Raw genomic sequence first — 20,440 nt, 5'->3', positions numbered from 1 at the left:
ATTATGCGAGACGCTCAACATCAACCTGCCCCGCTGTGGCAGCGCTATCTGACCACTAAAGCGCAATCCTCCGCCAAATACGCCCGCGATATCGCCGCCGAAATGGGGATTAGCGAAGCCGAACTGACCGAAGCCCGCCTCGGCTACGATGCCGTGCGCCTGCAGGACGACGCGCGCGCTATCCTGGCCGCGCTGGAAGCCGTCGGCGAAACGAAGTGTATCTGCCGCAACGAATATGCGGTACACGAGCAGGTCGGCGAATTTACCCACCAGCACCTCAACGGCCACGCCGGGCTGGTGCTCAACCCGCGGGCCCTCGACCTGCGCCTGTTTCTCAGCCAGTGGGCCAGCGCTTTCCACCTGACCGACAACGATCGCCAGAGCATTCAGTTCTTCGATCATCACGGCGACGCGCTGCTGAAGGTCTACGCCACCGAACAAACCGATATGGCAGCCTGGGACGCGCTGATTGCTGAGCACACCCAGAACGCGCCGACGCCGCTGGCGATTCGTCCCGCCGAGATCGCAAAATATGCAGACACCGTCGACGGCGCCGCGCTGGAGAGCGAGTGGCGCGCGATGACCGATGTGCACCAGTTCTTCGTCCTGCTGAGAAAGCATAATCTGTCGCGCCAGCAGGCTTTCCGGGCGGTGAGCGACGACCTCGCCTGCCGCATTGAAAACGATGCCCTGCCGCGCCTGCTGGGCGCCATCCGCGAAGAGGGCAACGAAATTATGATTTTCGTCGGCAACCGCGGCTGCGTGCAAATTTTTACCGGCGCGATCGAAAAGCTGCTGCCGATGCGCGGCTGGCTCAATATTTTCAACAGCACCTTTACGCTGCACCTGCGCGAAGACAGCGTTGACGAGGTTTGGGTGACCCGCAAGCCGACCACTGACGGTCACGTCACCAGCGTCGAGCTGTTCGCCAAAGACGGCACGCAGATCGCCCAGCTCTTCGGCCAGCGCAGCGAAGGCCACCCGGAGCAGGAGCAGTGGCGCAGCCAGGTTGACCGTCTGACGACGGAAGGACAGACCGCATGAAACGCTGGCTCGTACTGCTGACGGTCTTGCCGCTGTTTGCCAGCGCCGCCGCCGAACGCATCATCTCTCTCGGCGGCGACGTCACCGAAGTGGTTTACGCCCTCAATGCCCAGCAGCAGCTGGTCGCCAAAGACAGCACCAGCACCTGGCCCGCCGAGGCGCAGTCGCTGCCGGACGTGGGCTATCTGCGCCAGCTCAACGCCGAAGGGATCCTCTCGCTACGTCCGACCCTCGTGCTGGCCAGCGCCCAGGCCCAGCCTTCGCTGGTGCTAAAAAAGGTGCAGGAAAGCAGCGTGAAGGTTATTGACGTGCCGGGGGGCTACAGCCTGGCGTCAATTGATAAAAAGGTCGCCACGATTGCCGATGCCTTAGGCAAACAGGAACAGGGCGATGCGCTGCTGCAGAAGCTGCACCAGCAGATCGCGCAAATCCCCACCCAGCCGCTTAACAAGCGGGTGCTGTTTATTCTCAGCCACGGCGGGATGAACACGCTGGTTGCCGGGAAGCAGACGGCGGCTGACGGCGCGATCCGCGCCGCCGGCCTGCAGAACGCGATGCAGGGCTTCGACCACTACCGCAGCATGTCCCAGGAGGGCGTGGTCGCCAGCCTGCCGGACCTGGTGGTCATCTCCGCCGACGGGCTTAAGGGCATGGGGGGCGAAGCGGGACTGTGGAAACTCCCCGGCCTGGCGCAAACCCCGGCGGGACGCCATAAGCAGGTGCTGGTGATTGACGATATGGCGCTGCTCGGGTTTGGCCCACGCACGCCGCAGGCGGTCATCACGCTGCGGCAAAAAGCGGAGCAGCTGCCCTGATGCGTGCCGCTCCCGCCCGTACTCTGTGGCTAATGCTGTTGCTGCTGGCAGGACTGACACTGTTCGCCACCACCCTCGGGGCGATGCGTCTGCCGCTCGCCAGCCTGTGGCCGTCAGGAGATGAGGTGCTGCGCCATATCTGGCTGACGATTCGTCTGCCTCGCGTGCTGCTGGCGCTGCTGGTGGGCGCCGCGCTGGCGCTCTCCGGCTGCGTGATGCAGGGGCTGTTTCGCAACCCGCTCGCCGACCCGGGCCTGCTGGGGATCAGCAGCGGCGCGGCGCTGGCGGTAGCCTGCTGGCTGGTGCTGCCGCTGTCGGTGCCGGTACTGGTGGCGCTGTATGCGCCGATGCTGGCGGCCTTTATCGGCAGCATGGCGGTTATGGTGGTGATTTTTATCCTCAGCCGGGCCGGCGACGGCTCGCTGTCGCGCCTGCTGCTGGTCGGGATTGCCATCAACGCGCTGTGCGGCGCGCTGGTGGGCGCGCTGGCGTGGATAAGCAACGATACCCAGCTGCGCCAGCTTTCCCTGTGGGGGATGGGCAGCCTCGGCCAGGCGGAGTGGTCTACGCTGCTGGTGGCGGCCACGCTGATGGTCCCGGCATCAGCGGCGGTATGGCTGATGGCCTCGCGCCTCAATTTGCTGCAGCTTGGCGATGAGGAAGCGCACTACCTTGGGGTCAACGTCCGGGCGCTGCAGCGGCTTCTGCTGCTGTGCAGCGCGCTGCTGGTGGCGGCATCGGTAGCCATCAGCGGAGTGATCGGCTTTATTGGCCTGGTGGTTCCGCATCTGATGCGGATGTGGCTGGGGCCGGACCATCGCGGCCTGGTCCCCGGCTCGCTGCTCGCCGGCGCGATTTTACTGCTCCTCGCCGATACCCTCGCCCGCACCGTCGCCGCTCCCGCCGAAATGCCGGTCGGCCTGCTGACCAGCATGCTCGGCGCGCCGTGGTTTTTATGGCTTATTTTCCGCCAGCAGAGGACGATCAATGGATAACAGCTATATCGCCCGCTCGCTGTCGCTGCGCGTCGGCCAACGCCTGCTGATTGACGATATTTCACTGCAGCTGAGCGCGGCCGGAATGACGGCGCTGATTGGCCCGAACGGCGCGGGCAAATCGACCCTGCTCCGCCTGCTGACCGGCTTTTTAACCCCGGACAGCGGCGAACGGCGCGTAGAGGGCCGACCGCTGGAAAGCTGGACGCCGGAGGCGCTCTCCCGCCGTCGGGCGGTGATGCTGCAGCGTACCCAGCTTCACGCCGACTGGCCCGTTGAGACGGTGATCGCTATGGGACGCTCCCCGTGGGGCAAAACCCCGGACCTCCAGGCGGTCCGCAGGGTGATGGCGGAGACCGGCTGCGACCATCTGGCCGGCAGGCGCTACCCTTCGCTCTCCGGCGGCGAGCAGCAGCGGGTGCAGCTGGCCCGCTGTCTCGCCCAGCTGTGGCGCGACGATGCTCCGCAGGGCTGGCTGTTTCTTGATGAGCCGACCTCGGCGCTGGATCTTTACTATCAGCAGCACCTGCTGCGCCTGCTGAAACGGCTGACCCGCAGCGGCCTGCTGCACGTCTGCATCGTGCTGCACGATCTTAACCTCGCCGCGCTGTGGGCTGACCATATCCTGCTGATGCATCAGGGAAAGCTGGTGGCGGAAGGCACGCCGCATGAGGTGATACAGCAGCCGATCATCAGCCGCTGGTACGGCGCCGACGTGCGCACCGGCCAGCACCCCGATCACCCGATCCCCCAGGTCTATCTGGCGCCATAATCCCGCCGCGGGTAGCGCGCTCGTCCGCGCTACCCGCTTTAGCAACTGGAACGCGGATCGCTACATCTCGTTTCGTCACTTTCCCTGAAAGTCGTATCTCCGTTATGATGTCTCTCCAATGTGATACCAACGAAAACAAAAAAGATCGCAACCCATTAAAACCCAGGGAGCTGGATAACTTTCTATGAGTACAATCGACAATCTCGACGCCCACACCCCGATGATGCAGCAGTATCTGAAGCTGAAAGCGCAGCATCCGGAGATCCTGCTGTTCTACCGCATGGGCGACTTTTACGAGCTGTTCTATGACGACGCTAAGCGCGCCTCGCAGCTGCTTGATATCTCGCTGACCAAACGCGGCGCCTCGGCGGGCGAGCCGATCCCGATGGCCGGAATCCCGCACCATGCGGTGGAAAACTACCTCGCGAAGCTGGTGAATCAGGGCGAGTCGGTGGCGATTTGCGAACAGATTGGCGATCCGGCCACCACCAAAGGACCGGTCGAACGGAAAGTGGTACGCATCGTCACGCCCGGCACCATCAGCGATGAAGCGCTGCTGCAGGAGCGTCAGGATAATCTGCTGGCCGCCATCTGGCAGGACAGCAAAGGCTTCGGCTATGCGACGCTGGACATCAGCTCCGGGCGTTTTCGCCTCAGCGAGCCGGCCGATCGCGAAACCATGGCGGCAGAGCTGCAGCGCACGAACCCGGCAGAGCTGCTGTATGCCGAAGATTTTGCCGAAGCGGCGCTGATTGAAGGCCGCCGCGGCCTGCGCCGCCGTCCGCTGTGGGAATTTGAAATCGATACCGCGCGCCAGCAGCTGAATTTACAGTTCGGCACCCGCGACCTGGTGGGCTTCGGGGTTGAGAACGCCCCGCGCGGCCTGTGCGCGGCGGGCTGCCTGCTGCAGTACGTCAAGGATACCCAGCGTACCTCCCTGCCGCATATCCGCTCGATTACCATGGAGCGCGAGCAGGACAGCATCATTATGGATGCCGCCACCCGCCGTAACCTCGAGATCACCCAGAACCTGGCCGGCGGCACCGACAATACCCTCGCCTCAGTCCTCGACTGCACCGTCACCCCGATGGGCAGCCGGATGCTTAAACGCTGGCTGCACATGCCAATCCGCAATTCCGCGGTGCTGATCGAGCGCCAGCAGACCATCGGCGCCCTGCAGGAGCGCTATGGCGAACTGCAGCCGGTGCTGCGCCAGGTCGGCGATCTCGAACGTATTCTGGCGCGCCTGGCGCTGCGCACCGCGCGGCCGCGCGATTTAGCCCGCATGCGCCATGCCTTCCAGCAGCTGCCGGCGCTGCGCGACATGCTGGCCGACGTCCCCTGCGCCCCGGTGCAGCAGCTGCGCGATAAAATGGGCGAGTTCGACGAGCTGCGCGAGCTGCTGGAAAAGGCCATTATCGACGCGCCTCCGGTGCTGGTGCGCGACGGCGGCGTGATTGCCCCGGGCTATAACGAAGAGCTCGACGAGTGGCGCGCGCTGGCCGATGGCGCCACGGACTATCTCGATAAGCTGGAGGTTCGCGAACGCGAACGGCTGGGGCTGGATACGCTGAAGGTGGGCTACAACGCGGTTCACGGCTACTACATCCAGATTAGCCGCGGCCAAAGCCAGCACGCGCCGATTCACTACGTGCGTCGCCAGACGTTAAAAAACGCCGAGCGCTACATTATTCCTGAGCTCAAGGAGTATGAAGACAAGGTGCTAACCTCGAAAGGCAAAGCGCTGGCGCTGGAGAAACAGCTGTACGACCGCCTGTTTGATATGCTGCTGCCGCATCTTGCCGACCTGCTGCAGAGCGCGAGCGCGCTGGCGGAGCTGGACGTGCTGATTAACCTCGCCGAGCGGGCCGAAACCCTTAACTACTGCTGCCCGACCTTTAGCGATAAACCGGGCATCCGCATTGTCGAAGGCCGCCATCCGGTGGTGGAGCAGGTGCTAAAAGAGCCGTTTATCGCCAACCCGCTCACCCTGTCGCCGCAGCGGCGGATGCTGATTATTACCGGTCCGAATATGGGCGGTAAAAGTACCTATATGCGCCAGACCGCGCTGATTGCGCTGCTGGCGTGGATCGGCAGCTACGTCCCGGCTGAAAAGGTCGAAATCGGCCCCATTGACCGCATCTTCACCCGCGTCGGCGCGGCGGACGATCTGGCAAGCGGCCGCTCAACCTTTATGGTCGAGATGACCGAAACCGCCAATATTCTGCATAACGCCACCGAACACAGCCTGGTGCTGATGGATGAAATCGGCCGCGGCACTTCGACCTACGACGGCCTGTCGCTGGCATGGGCCTGCGCGGAGAACCTGGCGAATAAGATAAAAGCGCTGACGTTGTTTGCCACCCACTATTTCGAGCTCACCCAGCTGCCGGAGAAAATGGAAGGGGTGGCTAACGTCCATCTGGACGCGCTGGAGCACGGCGACACTATCGCCTTTATGCACAGCGTTCAGGACGGTGCGGCGAGTAAAAGCTACGGCCTGGCGGTCGCGGCGCTGGCGGGGGTGCCGAAAGAAGTGATCAAGCGCGCGCGGCAGAAGCTGCGCGAGCTGGAGAGCATTTCGCCCAACGCGGCGGCGACCCAGGTTGACGGTACGCAGATGTCGCTGCTGTCGGCTCCGGAAGAGACCTCCCCGGCTCTCGAAGCGCTGGAGCATCTTGACCCCGATACGCTGACGCCGCGTCAGGCCCTGGAGTGGATCTATCGGCTTAAAAGCCTGGCGTAATCCTCTTATCCTCTGAACGTCACTCCCGGGCAGCAATGCTTCGCCCGGGAGTGAACCGCAGAAATGGCCGCAGAAACCGGTATGTTACCCCACCCGCTGACGTAAAAAATCGATAAACGCCCGCACCTTAGTCGGCACGTGCCGCGCATCCGGATAGACCGCATAAACTCCTTGCGACGGAAAGCTTACCTCCGGTAGCAAATGGATCAAACGCTTCTGAGCCAACGATGAGGCCACCAGCCACTCCGGCAACAGCGCCACGCCGCTGCCGGCAAGGGCGAAGGCCATTAGCGCACTGGCGCTATCCGCCGACAGACGCGGAGTCTTTTGAATTTCAAAACCGAACGCCTCCTGATCCTGCCCGCTGAGCTGCCAGCGCAGCGGCGTTTGCAGGCGCTCATGAATAATCCACTCGGCCTGGGCCAGGTCTTCGAGAGTTGCCAGCGGATGCTGCGCCAGCCACGCAGGCGCGGCCACGGGCAGGATTGCGAAACGCGAAATCAGCGCCGCGCGGTAGCGCGAGTCCGCCAGCGTCCCGAGACGAATCGCGACATCAAAGCGTTCAGAAATTAAATCGGCATGATGCGAGGATGAAACGTGGCGCACGCGCAGCGCCGGGTGCAGCTGGCTAAACTCGGCCAGGGCGGGAATAATCACCCGTGCGCCGTACTCCGGGGTGGTGGTGATGCGCAGCTCGCCGCTCAATCCGGCGTGGCTGGCCCGCACCTCATCCTGGAGATTTTCCGCCGCCTTCAGCAGCCCGACGCCGCGCTGATAGAACACCGTCCCCGCGTCCGTCAGGGTCAGCCGCCGCGTGGAGCGTAAAAGCAGCGTGACGCCAAGCTCGCTCTCCAGCTGCCGCACGTTAAAGCTCACCACCGCTTTAGTCTGGGCCAGAGCGGCGGCTGCGGCGGTAAAACTTCCGCACTCCACCACCGCCACAAACATGGCCATTCGTTGCAGATTCAGCATGCTAACTCAGCTTATTGTCAAAAAATTTCAGACAGTATATCCCGGTTCGCCGCGTTTATCCCCCCGACGCAGGGGTTTAGAGTAGCGACCTTCTTTACCGGAGATCGCCATGACCTATCGCAGCAAGGTTGCCACCGTTTTTCTGCTCGGTTTTTTTCTCGACTTAATCAATATGTTCATCGCCAGCGTTGCCTTTCCCGACATGAGCCGGGCGCTTAACGCCTCCGTGGGGGAGCTCACCTGGGTCAGCAACGGCTATATTGCCGGGCTCACGCTGGTGATCCCTTTCAGCGCCTGGCTCGCACAGCGATTTGGCGCCCGGCGCGTTTTTCTGCTGTCGCTGCTTCTGTTCAGCGCGGCGGCGCTGGGAGCCGGAATGGCGGATTCGCTGAGCGCGCTGGTTTTCTGGCGCGCGCTTCAGGGGATGGGCGGCGGGTTATTAATTCCCGTTGGTCAGGCGGTGACCTGGCGCTACTTTAAGCCCCACGAGCGGGCAAAGCTCTCTGCCGCCGTGATGCTGGTCGGGCTGCTGGCTCCCGCCTGCTCTCCGGCGCTTGGGGGGCTGCTGGTGCAGACGTTCAGCTGGCGATGGGTCTTCTTTGCCAGCCTGCCCGTCGCTTTTCTGACGCTGATCTTAGCCGCCTGCTGGCTTGAGAAAGAGGTGACAACGACGCGCCCGGGCCGCTTTTTACACCTGCCGCTGCTGGCCGACCCGCTGCTGCGCTTCGCGATGCTGATTTATCTCTGCGTCCCCGGCACGTTTATTGGCATCAACGTGGTCGGCCTGTTTTACCTGCAGACCCTCACCGGGATGTCGCCTTCCGCCGTCGGGTCGCTGATGCTGCCGTGGTCGCTGGCATCGTTTGTGGCGATAACGCTGACCGGCAGATACTACAATCGCTTCGGCCCCCGGCCGTTTATTATCAGCGGATGCCTGCTTCAGGCGGCGGGGATCCTGCTGCTGATCGGCGTAAGCCCGCAGACATCGGCGAGCATCCTGATAAGCGCCTTCACGCTGATGGGCGCGGGCGGCAGCCTGTGCAGCAGTACGGCACAAAGCAGCGCCTTTTTGAATATCGCCAACCACCACCTGCCGGACGCCAGCGCGCTGTGGAATATCAACCGTCAGCTCAGCTTTTTAGCCGGCGCGGCGCTGCTGGCCGCGCTGCTCAGCGCCCTGCTCCACCACTATTCCACCGCGCTGGCATGGCGCGGGGTTTTTATCACCGCAGCCGGGATCACCCTCATCCCCCTGCTGAGCTGCCTGCGATTCGACAACCGGGCGCTGATCCTGCGTCTGCATAGCAAAATGGAGAAGAAATGAGCGCATATTTCGAGGAAGTCCTCAATGCCCACGTCATCATTGAAAACTGGTTAGGCCGTAAGGAAGGAAGCGCTGAGGCGTTAATGACGCGCTTTACCCACGATTTTACGCTGGTCGCCGCGGGCGGCGCCCGTATGGATCGCCGGGCGGTCAGCAATTTTTTTCAGCAGGCTGGCGGCAGCCGCCCGGGCCTGAAGATCGCTATTGATAGCCTCACGGAGCTTGCCGGCTGGCACGACGGCGCGGCGGTTCTCTATCGCGAAACGCAGACGCTTCCCGGTCAGGTGACGACGGTGCGCTGGTCAACGGTAGTGTTCAGGCAGGAGGATGAGCGGATTTTGTGGCGCCACCTGCAGGAGACCTGGCTGGGGTAGAATAAGGCTGGCTAAAAAAGGAAAAGGCCCAATCAACCGATCGGGCCTTTTTTAAGAAAAATGTCTTATTCGCGGAATAGCGCTTCGATGTTCAGCCCCTGACCTTGCAGGATTTCCCGCAGGCGGCGCAAGCCTTCAACCTGGATCTGACGCACGCGTTCGCGGGTCAGGCCAATTTCACGACCTACATCTTCAAGCGTAGCGGCTTCATAGCCCAGCAGGCCAAAACGACGCGCCAGGACTTCACGCTGCTTGGCGTTCAGTTCGAACAGCCATTTGACGATGCTTTGTTTCATATCATCGTCCTGCGTGGTGTCTTCCGGGCCGTTATCTTTTTCATCGGCCAGAATATCCAGCAGCGCTTTTTCCGAGTCACCGCCCAGCGGGGTATCCACCGAGGTGATGCGCTCGTTCAGACGCAGCATACGGCTAACGTCATCAACCGGCTTATCCAGCTGTTCGGCAATCTCTTCCGCACTCGGCTCGTGGTCCAGCTTATGGGACAACTCACGCGCGGTACGCAGATAGACGTTCAGCTCTTTCACAATATGGATAGGTAAACGAATGGTACGGGTTTGGTTCATAATCGCCCGTTCAATCGTTTGACGGATCCACCAGGTTGCATAAGTTGAAAAACGGAACCCACGTTCCGGGTCAAACTTTTCAACCGCGCGGATCAGCCCCAGATTGCCCTCTTCAATCAGATCCAGCAGCGCCAGACCACGATTGCTATAACGACGGGCAATTTTTACCACCAGACGCAGGTTGCTTTCTATCATCCGGCGGCGTGAAGCGACATCACCACGCAACGCGCGTCGGGCGAAGTAGACCTCTTCTTCAGCCGTCAGCAGCGGGGAATAACCAATCTCACCAAGATAGAGCTGAGTCGCATCAAGCACGCGTTGCGTTGCGCCTTGCGACAGGAGATCTTCCTCGGCCAGATCGCTATCACTGGGTTCCTCTTCTACTAAGGCTTTCTCATCGAAAACCTCAACTCCGTTCTCATCAAATTCCGCGTCTTCATTTAAATCATGAACTTTCAGCGTATTCTGACTCATAAAGATGGCTCCTACCCGTGATCCCTGAGCAAAGCACCTTCGCTAAATATCATTCAAACGTCGCCAGGACAGCTTTTTAGCCCCAATGCAGAGCGGCGTTCACCGCCCCGGCGCCTTTTAACTGACGTTATGCTTATGCGTACTTCGCCAAATTATCGCTGCGGTAAGTACTGCAGCGGGTTGACGGATTTCCCCTTGTAACGAATTTCAAAATGTAATCTTGTCGAGCTGGTTCCGGTGCTACCCATGGTAGCGATTTTCTGCCCCGCTTTAATTTCCTGTTGCTCCCGGACCAGCATGGTATCGTTATGAGCGTAGGCACTCAGGTAATCATCGTTGTGTTTGATGATAATAAGATTACCGTAACCGCGCAGTGCGTTACCGGCATAGACGACGCGTCCATCAGCGGTCGCGACGATAGCCTGTCCTTTACTGCCTGCAATATCGATGCCTTTATTACCGCCTTCGGCGCCGCTAAAGTTCTCGATAACCTTGCCCTCAGTCGGCCAGCGCCATGAAGAGATCGGCGAACTGGTTGACGTGCTGCTTGCAGTCGGTTGGTTGCTGCTGATAGCTGGAGCCGTAACCGGCGCAACGACCGTCGTTGCTGGCTTATTGTTCGGCAACATCTTATTAGCATTCTGTTCACCTGAGGGTTCAGAATACGTAATAGTTGGTTGTGACGCAACCACTGCGGTTGATTTTTGTGCAGGATGTGAGGCCGCCGTCGCACCTCCGCTTGCCCGAGCGCTGGCCTGAGCAACGGCGTTATCGCCGGTGATTGGCTGGCCCGCGGAGTTGCCAACCTGCAGCGTCTGGCCGACGTTCAGGCCGTACGGCGCCGGGATATTATTGCGTTGGGCAAGGTCACGGAAATCGTTGCCGGTCACCCAGGCAATATAGAACAGCGTGTCGCCGCGTTTGACGGTGTAGGTGCTGCCGCCGGTGTAGCTGCCTTTCGGAATATCGCCATATTTGCGGTTATAAACGATCTTGCCGTTCATGGTCTGCAGCGGCTGCTGCTGCTCCATCGGCTGAATTTGCGTCGGCCGGGTCTGAACCGGCTGCACCTGAGGCACGGCGGTAACGCCCGTTTTCGCCGGCGGGGTAATCAGCATCCCGGAGCTGGTCCCGGAGGAGGAGGCGCCTCCAGCCGAACTGACCGGCGCAGGCGGATTATTCGTATTCGAACAGCCTGCCAGCCACAGTGAAACCAGCGATAGTGCCGCAATACGGCTTAAGGTAAATTTTGGGCTTCCCGCGCTCATTTATCCCCCAGGAATAGGTTAACTACCAATATCTTGCTTACCGGGCAACGCCCGGCCAGGACACTGAAAATGTGTCCACCCTACGCCTAAAATCAGGCAAAAAAACCTGGAATAATCCGGGTCTCACGCCAGCTCACCTTGAACCAGGGGAACGAAGCGAACGGCTTCAACGGTATCAATAACAAACTCATTACCGCGACGACGGATCCGTTTCAGAAACTGATGCTCTTCACCTACCGGTAAAACCAGCACGCCACCTTCATCCAGCTGCGCCAGCAGCGCCGGCGGAATTTCCGGCGGCGCGGCGGTGACGATAATCGCATCAAAAGGTGCTCGCGCCCTCCAACCCTGCCATCCATCACCATGACGGGTTGAAACATTATGTAAATCAAGTTGTTTGAGGCGACGCCGCGCCTGCCACTGCAAACTCTTAATTCGCTCGACCGAACAGACGTGGTGCACCAGCTGCGCCAGTATCGCCGTCTGATAGCCCGAGCCGGTGCCAATTTCCAGCACCCGGGACTCTGGCGTCAGCGTCAGAAGCTCCGTCATCCGCGCCACCATATAGGGCTGCGAAATGGTTTGCCCCTGGCCAATCGGCAGCGCGGTGTTTTCCCACGCCTTATGTTCGAAGGCCTCATCGACAAACTTTTCCCGCGGCACCAGCGCAATCGCTTCGAGCACGCGCTCGTCGACGATGCCCTGAGTACGGAGCTGATTCAGCAGGCTTTCAACACGTTTGCTTACCATTGGCTGTCTACTCCGACGCGTTCGAGCCAGTCGGTGACCACTTCATGGGCCTGGTGGGCGGTTAAATCAACGTGCAGCGGCGTAACCGACACGTAGCCTTCATCTACTGCCGCAAAGTCGGTATCGGGCCCGGCATCGTGCTTCTCGCCCGGAGGACCAATCCAGTACAGGGTATTGCCGCGCGGATCTTTTTGCGGGATAACCTGATCGGCCGGATGGCGGCTGCCGCAGCGGGTCACGCGGATGCCTTTAATCTGCTCAAGCGGCAGATCGGGTACGTTGATATTGAGAATGCGCCCGGTGCGCAGCGGCTCGCGGCTGAGCGCGCGCAGAATAGTGCAGGTGATGGCCGCCGCGGTAGCGTAATGCTGATGGCCGTTTAGCGACACGGCCAGCGCCGGAAAGCCAAGGTGCCGGCCCTCCATCGCGGCGGCTACGGTACCGGAGTAGATTACGTCATCGCCAAGATTCGGCCCGGCGTTAATACCGGAAACCACGATATCCGGACGGGGGCGCATCAGGGCGTTGACGCCGAGATAGACGCAGTCCGTCGGAGTGCCCATCTGGACGGCGATATCGCCATTATCAAAAGTGAAGGTGCGTAGTGAAGACTCTAGCGTCAGGGAGTTCGATGCGCCGCTGCGGTTACGATCGGGTGCGACAACCTGGACCTCAGCGAATTCCCGTAAGGCCTTCGCCAGGGTCTGAATGCCCGGCGCATGAATCCCGTCATCGTTACTCAGCAATATTCGCATAGTCACCCGTTGTGTTGATAAGTTCCCTTACCACGCTGGTGGCGAAACTGCCCGCTGGCAGCCAGAAACGCAGTTCAACGGTTACGTCATCCCACCAGTTCCAGCTCATCTGCTGCGGATAGAGCAGCATCGCCCGGCGCGCGGCCTCTACTTTTTCACGCACCAGCAGCGCCTGGAGCTGCGTCTCTTCAGCCACCGCCGCCCGTTCGGCGGCCAGCGCATCGCGTTGGCTGCCCCAGTCGCCGCTGCCCGGCAGCGCAGCGGTAATCAGCAGCTCGCGGTTATCAACCCGCCTCTGCAGTTCCGCCAGCTCTTCAGGCGCAGCGACAAACCAGCTCCCACGCCCCGCTAATTGTAGCGCATCGCCATCAACAACCTGATTAAATTCTGTTTTTTTTAATCTAATACTGACCTGCTGATTAAACAAGCCGCTACGCGCCGCCGAGAGCCAAAAACTGCGTTTATTTCGATCGCGCACCGGGGCTCCGCTCTCTGCCCAGCGCAGCGCGCCCAGCAGGTTGCTGCCGCCAATCCCAAAGCGCTGAGCGCCAAAATAGTTTGGCGCGCCCTCGGCAGCAATGGCCCGCAGGCGCTGCTCGACATCATCGCGGTGGCTGACTTCGCGCAGGACCAGGGTGAACTGATTGCCCTTCAGCGCGCCAAGGCGCAGCTTGCGCTTATGGCGCGCGTACTCCAGCACCTGGCAGCCTTCGAGCTGAAATTTGCTGAGATCGGGCATCTCTTTACCCGGCACCCGGGCGCAGAGCCACTGTTCGGTCACCGCGTGCTTGTCCTTTTGCCCGGCAAAGCTGACTTCCCGGGCATGGATTTTAAGGAATTTTGCCAGCGCGTCAGCGACAAAGCGCGTGTTGCAGTCCTTTTTGAGGATCCGCACCAGCACGTGCTCACCTTCGCCGTCGGGCTCAAAGCCGAGGTCTTCTACCACCATGAAGTCTTCCGGGCTGGCTTTCAGCAGCCCCTGCCCCAGTGGTTTACCGTGCAGCCAGGTGAGTTCGTTGAAGGCGATCATTGTGCCGCCTTACGCAGCAGCGCCACCGCTTCACAGGCAATGCCTTCGCCGCGGCCGGTAAACCCGAGCTTTTCGGTGGTCGTCGCCTTCACGTTGACGTCGTCCATATGGCAGCCAAGATCTTCGGCGATAAAAACGCGCATCTGCGGAATATGCGGCAGCATTTTGGGCGCCTGGGCAATGATGGTGACGTCAACGTTACCGAGGGTATAGCCCTTCGCCTGAATCCGGCGCCAGGCTTCGCGCAGCAGCGCGCGGCTGTCGGCGCCTTTGAAGGCCGGATCGGTGTCCGGGAACAGCTTACCGATGTCCCCCAGCGCAGCCGCGCCCAGCAGAGCATCGGTCAGCGCATGCAGCGCGACGTCGCCATCGGAGTGGGCCAGCAGTCCCTTCTCGTAAGGAACGCGCACCCCGCCAATAATGATTGGGCCTTCACCGCCAAAAGCGTGTACGTCAAAACCATGTCCAATTCGCATTAAGCCTTCTCCTGGTGTCGGGAACGGGTAAGGTAAAATTCTGCCAGCGCCAGGTCTTCCGGGCGCGTCACTTTAATATTATCAGCTCGTCCGGCTACCAGTTCGGGATGGAAGCCGCAGTACTCCAGCGCCGACGCTTCGTCGGTGATGGTTGCGCCTTCGTTGAGCGCACGCGTCAGGCAGTTAAAGAGTAATTCACGCGGGAAAAACTGCGGCGTCAGCGCATGCCACAGGTCGTTGCGATCGACGGTATGGGCAATGGCGACTTTGCCGGGTTCGGCGCGCTTCATGGTATCGCGAACCGGTGCCGCCAGGATGCCGCCAACGCGGCTGGTTTCACGCAGCGCCAGCAGGCGGGTGAGATCGTCCTGATGCAGGCACGGGCGCGCGGCGTCATGCACCAGCACCCACTGCGCATCGGGCAGCGCCTTGAGGCCAGCAAGAACGGAGTCGGCGCGTTCGCTGCCGCCATCAACGACGGTAATCTGCGGATGGGAGGCCAGCGGCAGCTGGCTAAAGCGGACATCGCCGGGGCTGACGGCAATCACCACGCGCTGGACGCAGGCGTTGGTCAGCAGCGCGGCGACCGCGTGTTCGAGAATCGTTTTGTTACCGATTGAGAGATATTGTTTCGGGCATTCCGTTTGCATACGACGGCCAAAACCGGCCGCCGGCACCACGGCGCAAACGCCCGGAAAAGTGGCTGCCATGTCGTAATCCTGGGCTTATTTATCGATTATTCTGCGCCGATCCCTGATTGCGTTTAGACGCATCCGGGACCAGACGATAAAACGTTTCACCCGGGCGGGTCATACTTAGCTCGTTGCGCGCGCGTTCTTCGATCGCTTCCTGACCGCCGTTGAGGTCGTCGATTTCCGCAAACAGCTGATCGTTGCGCGCCTTTAATTTACCGTTAGTGTCCTGCTGAGCGGAGACATCGTCATTAACCCGACTATAGTCATGCAGACCATTTTTACCGAACCACAGCGAGTACTGTAGCCAGACCAGCAAAGCCAATAATAGCAGCGTTAATTTACCCATCCTGCCCCCTGAAAAACGGCATCATCATCCGATAACTCGCCCGAGCGTTTTACTCCGACGCGCGGACGATGCCGCGTAACGCGGGGACTGTACCACATTTTTGTCATCGATACCCAGGCTTGATTCATACGCCAAAAAGACTATCCCAGCAGCCAGAGGAACAGCAGGCCGAACATCAGTCCGATGGTTAAAATCGTCGCGCACGAGCTGTAGAGGAGTTTACCATTCAACAACGAATGCAGCGCAATACCGACCACAACGGCAACCGGCATCAGTGCAAGGAAGAACGGCCAGGTGTAGAGAAGAAAAAACAGCGTATTGCTGCCATAGATGAGAAAGGGGATACCCAGCGCCAGCAGCCATGAGATAAATCCCACGGCGGCGCCTGACAAAGACCAGGTGGTCTCGTCATTCGCCACCGGGGGTGGTTCTGAACGAATCATACTGAGGTTCTGGGTATTGCGCATATCGAATCCTGTTCACCGGGCGGCCAACATCTCAGTGCCGCCACCGTTTCAGGATCTGATAATATCGCTCTGTCTGAGCAGGTCTAATAGTTGGTGCACCAAATTTGTTACCAATTGTTCACCATCCAGATGAATTTCCGCCTTTTCCGGTGCTTCATAAACTGAGTCAATTCCGGTGAAATTGCGTAATTCTCCCGCTCGCGCCTTCTTGTATAACCCTTTCGGATCTCGCGCCTCGCAGATCGCCAGCGGCGTATCGACGAATATTTCGATAAAGCGCCCTTCCCCCAGGCGCTCGCGCACCATCTGGCGCTCGGCGCGGTGCGGAGAGATAAAGGCCGTCAGCACAACCAGCCCGGCCTCAACCATCAGCTTAGCCACTTCGCCCACGCGGCGAATATTCTCTTTCCGATCGCCGTCGCTAAAGCCCAAATCGCTGCACAGGCCGTGACGCACGTTATCGCCATCCAGCAGATAGGTACTGACGCCTAGCTGCTGGAGCGCCTCCTCCAGCGCGCCGGCAACGGTAGATTTACCGGAGCCGGAGAGCCCGGTAAACCACAGCACCACGCCGCGATGGCCGTGGCGCTGCTCGCGCTGCTGCTGAGTGACCGGATGGGCATGCCAGACGACGTTTTCGTCATGCTGCGCCATTACTTGCCTCCCAGCAGATCGCGAGCGTCCCAGTGCGGGAAATGCTTACGGATAAGCTGGTTCAGCTCCAGCTCAAACGCGCTGAACGACGAAGCGGACGCCTGAGCGTGCTCCTGCGGTTCACGCACCATGCCGGCGCCGACGGTGACGTTCGACAGGCGGTCGATAAAAATAAGCCCCCCGGTCACCGGGTTGTCCTGGTATTTGTCAAGCACCAGCGGCTCATCAAAGGTCAAATCCACGAGGCCGATGCCGTTGAGCGGCAGCGATTCCACCTCACTCTGGGTCAGATTGTTAATATCAACCTGATAGCGAATGCCGTCCACGCGGGCGCGGGTTTTCTTGCCGGCAATTTTAATATCAAAGCTCTGGCCCGGAGAGAGCGCCTGTTCAGCCATCCACACCACGTCAATGCTGGCGCTCTGCACGGCCGGCAGCAGTACCTGCGCATCGACCAGCAGGTCGCCGCGGCTGATATCAATCTCATCCTTCAGCACGATAGTAATCGCTTCCCCGGCGCCGGCTTCCTGCAGGTCGCCGTCAAAGGTCACGATGCGCGCCACGCTGGACTCCACGCCCGACGGCAGCACCTTCAGACGCTGGCCAACCGTCACTTTGCCGGAGGCTACGGTACCGGAGAAACCGCGGAAATCGAGGTTTGGACGGTTCACAAACTGCACCGGGAAACGCAGCGGCTGGGTTTCGACCTGGTGATGGATCTCAACGGTTTCCAGCACTTCCAGCAGCGTCGGGCCGCTGTACCAGCCCATCTTCTCGCTCTGGCTGGCAACGTTGTCCCCTTCCAGCGCGGAAAGCGGCACGAAGCGAATATCGAGGTCGCCCGGCAGCTGCTCGGCAAAGGTCAGATACTCTTCGCGAATCTGGTTAAACCGCGCTTCGCTGAACTCCACGAGGTCCATTTTATTCACCGCCACCACCAGGTTTTTAATACCCAGCAGCGTTGAAATAAAGCTGTGACGACGGGTCTGATCCAGCACCCCTTTGCGCGCATCGATCAGCAGGATCGCCAGATCGCAGGTTGAGGCGCCGGTCGCCATATTGCGGGTGTACTGCTCGTGCCCCGGCGTGTCGGCGATAATAAACTTGCGCTTTTCGGTAGAGAAATAGCGGTAGGCCACATCGATAGTGATGCCCTGCTCGCGCTCCGCCTGCAGGCCATCCACCAGCAGAGCCAGATCCAGCTTCTCGCCCTGGGTTCCGTGACGCTTGCTATCGTTATGCAGCGATGAGAGCTGGTCTTCATAAATCTGGCGGGTATCGTGCAGCAGGCGGCCAATCAGCGTGCTTTTGCCGTCATCAACGCTGCCGCAGGTCAGGAAGCGCAGCAGGCTTTTATTCTGCTGCGCGTGCAGGTAGGCTTCAACGCCGCCTTCATCAGCAATTTGTTGTGCAATTGTCGTATTCATGGCGGCTCCTTAGAAATACCCCTGACGTTTCTTCAGCTCCATCGAGCCTGCCTGATCGCGGTCAATCATGCGACCCTGACGTTCGCTGGTCGTGGAGACCAGCATCTCTTCAATAATTTCCGGCAGCGTTTGCGCGTTGGACTCCACCGCGCCGGTCAGCGGCCAGCAGCCGAGGGTACGAAAACGCACCATCTGCTGTTTGATAACCTCGCCCGGCTGCAGGTCGATGCGGTCGTCATCGATCATCATCAGCATGCCGTCACGCTCGAGAACCGGGCGTTCTGCCGCCAGGTACAACGGCACGATTTCGATATTTTCCAGATAGATGTACTGCCAGATATCCAGCTCGGTCCAGTTAGAGAGCGGGAACACGCGGATGCTTTCGCCTTTGTTAATCTGGCCGTTGTAGTTGTGCCACAGCTCCGGGCGCTGGTTTTTCGGATCCCAGCGGTGGAAGCGGTCGCGGAAAGAGTAGATACGCTCTTTAGCGCGAGATTTCTCTTCATCGCGGCGGGCACCGCCGAACGCGGCGTCAAAGCCATATTTGTTCAGCGCCTGCTTGAGACCTTCGGTCTTCATGATATCGGTATGCTTGGCGCTGCCGTGGACAAACGGGTTGATGCCCATCGCCACCCCTTCCGGATTTTTGTGCACCAGCAGCTCGCAGCCGTAGGCCTTCGCGGTACGGTCACGGAACTCGTACATCTCACGGAATTTCCAGCCGGTATCAACGTGCAGCAGCGGGAACGGTAGGGTTCCCGGATAAAACGCTTTACGCGCCAGATGCAGCATCACGCTGGAATCTTTACCGATGGAGTACATCATCACCGGATTTGAGAATTCTGCGGCCACCTCGCGAATGATATGGATGCTTTCCGCCTCCAGTTGTCGCAGGTGAGTGAGTCGTTTTTGGTCCATTAACCGTTCCTTATAAGGCCTGTTGCGCCGGGCCTAAGCCAGATTGACCACAGAAGAGCCAAACCCTTCTGCGTTCGTTGTGTGTTGAAACCAGGCGAGCTGCTGATGTAGCTGCACCACTTCGCCCACCACCAGCAGAGCCGGCATCGGGGCATCTTTCGCCAGGTGTTCCAGTTGTTCTAACGTGCCGATCGTCGTTTGCTGATCGGCGCGAGTGCCGCGGGAGATAACCGCTACCGGCGTGTTCCTGTCGCGCCCGTGCGCGATCAGCTGCGCGCTGATTTCCGCCGCCTTCATCGTGCCCATATAGATAGCCAGCGTTTGCCGGCTCTGCGCCAGCAGCGCCCAGTCGAGCGGCGCGCTGTCCGCCTTGTAGTGGCCGGTGACAAAGGTCACGCTCTGCGCGTAATCGCGATGGGTCAGCGGAATTCCGGCATACGCCGTCGCGCCCGCTGCTGCGGTCACGCCGGGAACAACCTGAAAGGAGATCCCCGCAGCCGCTGCCGCCTGCAGCTCCTCGCCGCCGCGACCGAAAATAAACGGATCGCCGCCCTTCAGGCGCACCACCGTTTTGCCCTCTTTCGCCGCCGCGACCAGCATCTGATTCGTTTCATGCTGCGGTACCGAATACTCTCCGGCGCGTTTACCAACGCAGATCATCTCCGCATCGCGACGCACCAGCTCGCGTATCTCCGGCGTTACCAGACGATCGTAAAACACCACGTCCGCCCGCTGAATCGCCTGAAGACCGCTTAGCGTAAGGAGTCCGGCATCACCCGGCCCGGCGCCGACAAGGATGATTTCACCCAACCGCTTTTCCGGCTGATACAGCTCATCCTCCAGCGCCTTATCGGCGGCGGCTCTGTTGCCGGCAATCATCAGGCTGACAAAGCGGCCGTTGAAAACGCGCTCCCAGAAACGGCGCCGCGCCGCGGTAGTGGTCAGATGCGTTTTAATATGATGCCGCCAGTAGCTTGCCGCTTCGGCAACGCGTCCCAGATTGGTCGGCAGCAGCGCTTCAATTTTTTCGCGTATCATCCGCGACAGTACCGGCGCCGAACCGCCCGAAAAGATCGCCACCAGCAGCGGGGAGCGATCGACAATGGAGGGGAAGACCACCGAACAAAGCGGCTGATTGTCCACCACGTTCACCAGGCGAAAGCGCGCGTTCGCGGCGGCAAAAACCCGCTGGTTCAGCGCGTCGTCTTCGGTGGCGGCAATCACCAGGAAAACGTCGTCGATCTGCTGTTCCTGAAACGCTTCTGCGCGCCACGCTATTTCCTGGCGCTCGACCAGCTCAGCAAGCTCATCGGATAGCGCAGCGGCCACAATCTGCACTTTCGCCCCCGCCCGACGCAGAAACATGATCTTGCGCTCGGCAATCTCGCCGCCGCCGATAACCAGCACCGGCCGCTCTTTTAATTCGGCAAATAAGGGCAAATAGTCCACGATGCCATAACTCGCTTACAATCAGTCATAGTGCGACTATAGGGTGCCACTTAGAGCAAATGAAATTACGAAATGGAATGAGTTGTTACTCAAAGGAATAACGAC

General features: G+C 60.2%; 22 protein-coding genes. 8 read left to right on the top strand and 14 right to left on the bottom strand.

The window, feature by feature from the left end; all coding sequences use genetic code 11:
- Nucleotides 1-3: 3 nt before the first annotated feature.
- The 5 genes from QFI97_RS06920 (at nucleotide 4) to mutS (ending at nucleotide 6,372) form a co-directional block, all read left to right on the top strand.
- Nucleotides 4-1,044, top strand: coding sequence for a hemin-degrading factor (locus QFI97_RS06920; protein WP_346430792.1), 1,041 nt, complete (start codon nucleotides 4-6; stop codon nucleotides 1,042-1,044).
- Complete coding sequence (locus QFI97_RS06915; protein WP_241722894.1) at nucleotides 1,041-1,859, top strand: heme/hemin ABC transporter substrate-binding protein; 819 nt, start codon at nucleotides 1,041-1,043, stop codon at nucleotides 1,857-1,859. Before QFI97_RS06920 ends, QFI97_RS06915 begins: the two co-directional genes overlap by 4 nt.
- On the top strand, nucleotides 1,859-2,854 hold the full coding sequence (locus QFI97_RS06910; RefSeq protein ID WP_095098526.1) for a FecCD family ABC transporter permease: 996 nt from the start codon (nucleotides 1,859-1,861) through the stop codon (nucleotides 2,852-2,854). The genes QFI97_RS06915 and QFI97_RS06910 overlap by 1 nt, the downstream gene beginning before the upstream one ends.
- Entirely contained in the window at nucleotides 2,847-3,626 is a 780-nt protein-coding gene (locus QFI97_RS06905; RefSeq protein ID WP_241784397.1) for a heme ABC transporter ATP-binding protein, read from the top strand. Before QFI97_RS06910 ends, QFI97_RS06905 begins: the two co-directional genes overlap by 8 nt.
- A 184-nt stretch (nucleotides 3,627-3,810) precedes the next feature.
- Nucleotides 3,811-6,372 (top strand): DNA mismatch repair protein MutS, encoded by a 2,562-nt coding sequence (mutS, locus tag QFI97_RS06900; RefSeq protein ID WP_346430791.1) that lies wholly within the window; start codon nucleotides 3,811-3,813, stop codon nucleotides 6,370-6,372.
- A gap of 84 nt (nucleotides 6,373-6,456) precedes the next feature.
- On the opposite strand, the gene QFI97_RS06895 is transcribed toward mutS, so the two are convergent.
- Nucleotides 6,457-7,344 (bottom strand): LysR family transcriptional regulator, encoded by an 888-nt coding sequence (locus tag QFI97_RS06895; protein WP_346430790.1) that lies wholly within the window; start codon nucleotides 7,342-7,344, stop codon nucleotides 6,457-6,459.
- A 109-nt stretch (nucleotides 7,345-7,453) separates the two neighbouring features.
- Between QFI97_RS06895 and QFI97_RS06890 the strand changes: the two genes are divergently transcribed.
- Nucleotides 7,454-8,668, top strand: a complete 1,215-nt coding sequence (locus QFI97_RS06890) for an MFS transporter (RefSeq protein ID WP_346430789.1) — start codon at nucleotides 7,454-7,456, stop codon at nucleotides 8,666-8,668.
- The gene (locus QFI97_RS06885) at nucleotides 8,665-9,042 is read left to right on the top strand and encodes a DUF4440 domain-containing protein (RefSeq protein WP_346430788.1); all 378 of its coding nucleotides are present in this window, start codon (nucleotides 8,665-8,667) and stop codon (nucleotides 9,040-9,042) included. Before QFI97_RS06890 ends, QFI97_RS06885 begins: the two co-directional genes overlap by 4 nt.
- A gap of 65 nt (nucleotides 9,043-9,107) precedes the next feature.
- Here the strand turns inward: QFI97_RS06885 and rpoS are convergent, their stop codons facing one another.
- Both rpoS and nlpD read right to left on the bottom strand, forming a co-directional pair.
- On the bottom strand, nucleotides 9,108-10,100 hold the full coding sequence (gene rpoS, locus QFI97_RS06880; protein ID WP_004866938.1) for an RNA polymerase sigma factor RpoS: 993 nt from the start codon (nucleotides 10,098-10,100) through the stop codon (nucleotides 9,108-9,110).
- Nucleotides 10,101-10,252: 152 nt separating this feature from the next.
- Nucleotides 10,253-11,308: a murein hydrolase activator NlpD gene (gene nlpD, locus QFI97_RS06875; RefSeq protein WP_346430863.1), complete on the bottom strand. Its 1,056-nt coding sequence runs from the start codon at nucleotides 11,306-11,308 to the stop codon at nucleotides 10,253-10,255.
- Here nlpD and QFI97_RS06870 point away from each other — a divergent pair.
- Nucleotides 11,259-11,390, top strand: a complete 132-nt coding sequence (locus tag QFI97_RS06870) for a peptidase (protein WP_259274799.1) — start codon at nucleotides 11,259-11,261, stop codon at nucleotides 11,388-11,390. The genes nlpD and QFI97_RS06870 overlap by 50 nt on opposite strands.
- Nucleotides 11,391-11,491: 101 nt before the next feature.
- Here QFI97_RS06870 and QFI97_RS06865 read toward each other — a convergent pair whose 3' ends face one another.
- The 11 genes from QFI97_RS06865 to cysG form a co-directional block, all read right to left on the bottom strand.
- Nucleotides 11,492-12,118 (bottom strand): protein-L-isoaspartate(D-aspartate) O-methyltransferase, encoded by a 627-nt coding sequence (locus tag QFI97_RS06865; RefSeq protein ID WP_095098546.1) that lies wholly within the window; start codon nucleotides 12,116-12,118, stop codon nucleotides 11,492-11,494.
- Entirely contained in the window at nucleotides 12,112-12,873 is a 762-nt protein-coding gene (surE, locus tag QFI97_RS06860; protein ID WP_095098550.1) for a 5'/3'-nucleotidase SurE, read from the bottom strand. The genes QFI97_RS06865 and surE overlap by 7 nt, the downstream gene beginning before the upstream one ends.
- Entirely contained in the window at nucleotides 12,854-13,903 is a 1,050-nt protein-coding gene (truD, locus tag QFI97_RS06855) for a tRNA pseudouridine(13) synthase TruD (protein WP_346430787.1), read from the bottom strand. Before truD ends, surE begins: the two co-directional genes overlap by 20 nt.
- Entirely contained in the window at nucleotides 13,900-14,379 is a 480-nt protein-coding gene (gene ispF / locus QFI97_RS06850) for a 2-C-methyl-D-erythritol 2,4-cyclodiphosphate synthase (RefSeq protein ID WP_041146943.1), read from the bottom strand. The genes truD and ispF overlap by 4 nt, the downstream gene beginning before the upstream one ends.
- The gene (gene ispD / locus QFI97_RS06845; RefSeq protein WP_346430786.1) at nucleotides 14,379-15,089 is read right to left on the bottom strand and encodes a 2-C-methyl-D-erythritol 4-phosphate cytidylyltransferase; all 711 of its coding nucleotides are present in this window, start codon (nucleotides 15,087-15,089) and stop codon (nucleotides 14,379-14,381) included. The genes ispF and ispD overlap by 1 nt, the downstream gene beginning before the upstream one ends.
- 19 nt (nucleotides 15,090-15,108) lie before the next feature.
- The gene (gene ftsB, locus QFI97_RS06840; protein ID WP_045857570.1) at nucleotides 15,109-15,420 is read right to left on the bottom strand and encodes a cell division protein FtsB; all 312 of its coding nucleotides are present in this window, start codon (nucleotides 15,418-15,420) and stop codon (nucleotides 15,109-15,111) included.
- Nucleotides 15,421-15,560: 140 nt separating this feature from the next.
- A complete protein-coding gene (locus QFI97_RS06835) occupies nucleotides 15,561-15,887 on the bottom strand; it encodes a DUF3561 family protein (RefSeq protein WP_041146946.1) in 327 nt (108 codons plus the stop codon).
- 48 nt (nucleotides 15,888-15,935) lie between these two features.
- Nucleotides 15,936-16,541, bottom strand: coding sequence for an adenylyl-sulfate kinase (cysC, locus tag QFI97_RS06830; protein ID WP_095098567.1), 606 nt, complete (start codon nucleotides 16,539-16,541; stop codon nucleotides 15,936-15,938).
- Nucleotides 16,541-17,968, bottom strand: a complete 1,428-nt coding sequence (gene cysN / locus QFI97_RS06825) for a sulfate adenylyltransferase subunit CysN (RefSeq protein ID WP_095098569.1) — start codon at nucleotides 17,966-17,968, stop codon at nucleotides 16,541-16,543. The genes cysC and cysN overlap by 1 nt, the downstream gene beginning before the upstream one ends.
- A 9-nt stretch (nucleotides 17,969-17,977) precedes the next feature.
- Complete coding sequence (gene cysD, locus QFI97_RS06820) at nucleotides 17,978-18,886, bottom strand: sulfate adenylyltransferase subunit CysD (RefSeq protein WP_041146949.1); 909 nt, start codon at nucleotides 18,884-18,886, stop codon at nucleotides 17,978-17,980.
- Between the two features lie 33 nt (nucleotides 18,887-18,919).
- Nucleotides 18,920-20,326 (bottom strand): siroheme synthase CysG, encoded by a 1,407-nt coding sequence (gene cysG, locus QFI97_RS06815; protein WP_331833508.1) that lies wholly within the window; start codon nucleotides 20,324-20,326, stop codon nucleotides 18,920-18,922.
- Between the last annotated feature and the right edge of the window lie 114 nt (nucleotides 20,327-20,440).

The organism is Klebsiella scottii, from assembly GCF_036561945.1.
Lineage (GTDB): Bacteria > Pseudomonadota > Gammaproteobacteria > Enterobacterales > Enterobacteriaceae > Klebsiella > Klebsiella scottii.
This window is presented reverse-complemented; position numbering and strand designations above follow the sequence as displayed.

Coding starts and splice junctions, on each gene's coding strand:
- QFI97_RS06910 (WP_095098526.1), top strand. CDS start 1,859: ATGCGTGCCGCTCCCGCCCGTACTCTGTGGCTAATGCTGTTGCTGCTG.
- QFI97_RS06905 (WP_241784397.1), top strand. CDS start 2,847: ATGGATAACAGCTATATCGCCCGCTCGCTGTCGCTGCGCGTCGGCCAA.
- QFI97_RS06865 (WP_095098546.1), bottom strand. CDS start 12,118: ATGGTAAGCAAACGTGTTGAAAGCCTGCTGAATCAGCTCCGTACTCAG.
- QFI97_RS06915 (WP_241722894.1), top strand. CDS start 1,041: ATGAAACGCTGGCTCGTACTGCTGACGGTCTTGCCGCTGTTTGCCAGC.
- QFI97_RS06895 (WP_346430790.1), bottom strand. CDS start 7,344: ATGCTGAATCTGCAACGAATGGCCATGTTTGTGGCGGTGGTGGAGTGC.
- cysD (WP_041146949.1), bottom strand. CDS start 18,886: ATGGACCAAAAACGACTCACTCACCTGCGACAACTGGAGGCGGAAAGC.
- QFI97_RS06835 (WP_041146946.1), bottom strand. CDS start 15,887: ATGCGCAATACCCAGAACCTCAGTATGATTCGTTCAGAACCACCCCCG.
- surE (WP_095098550.1), bottom strand. CDS start 12,873: ATGCGAATATTGCTGAGTAACGATGACGGGATTCATGCGCCGGGCATT.
- rpoS (WP_004866938.1), bottom strand. CDS start 10,100: ATGAGTCAGAATACGCTGAAAGTTCATGATTTAAATGAAGACGCGGAA.
- QFI97_RS06920 (WP_346430792.1), top strand. CDS start 4: ATGCGAGACGCTCAACATCAACCTGCCCCGCTGTGGCAGCGCTATCTG.
- truD (WP_346430787.1), bottom strand. CDS start 13,903: ATGATCGCCTTCAACGAACTCACCTGGCTGCACGGTAAACCACTGGGG.
- QFI97_RS06890 (WP_346430789.1), top strand. CDS start 7,454: ATGACCTATCGCAGCAAGGTTGCCACCGTTTTTCTGCTCGGTTTTTTT.
- ispF (WP_041146943.1), bottom strand. CDS start 14,379: ATGCGAATTGGACATGGTTTTGACGTACACGCTTTTGGCGGTGAAGGC.
- mutS (WP_346430791.1), top strand. CDS start 3,811: ATGAGTACAATCGACAATCTCGACGCCCACACCCCGATGATGCAGCAG.
- cysN (WP_095098569.1), bottom strand. CDS start 17,968: ATGAATACGACAATTGCACAACAAATTGCTGATGAAGGCGGCGTTGAA.
- ispD (WP_346430786.1), bottom strand. CDS start 15,089: ATGGCAGCCACTTTTCCGGGCGTTTGCGCCGTGGTGCCGGCGGCCGGT.
- ftsB (WP_045857570.1), bottom strand. CDS start 15,420: ATGGGTAAATTAACGCTGCTATTATTGGCTTTGCTGGTCTGGCTACAG.
- cysC (WP_095098567.1), bottom strand. CDS start 16,541: ATGGCGCAGCATGACGAAAACGTCGTCTGGCATGCCCATCCGGTCACT.
- QFI97_RS06885 (WP_346430788.1), top strand. CDS start 8,665: ATGAGCGCATATTTCGAGGAAGTCCTCAATGCCCACGTCATCATTGAA.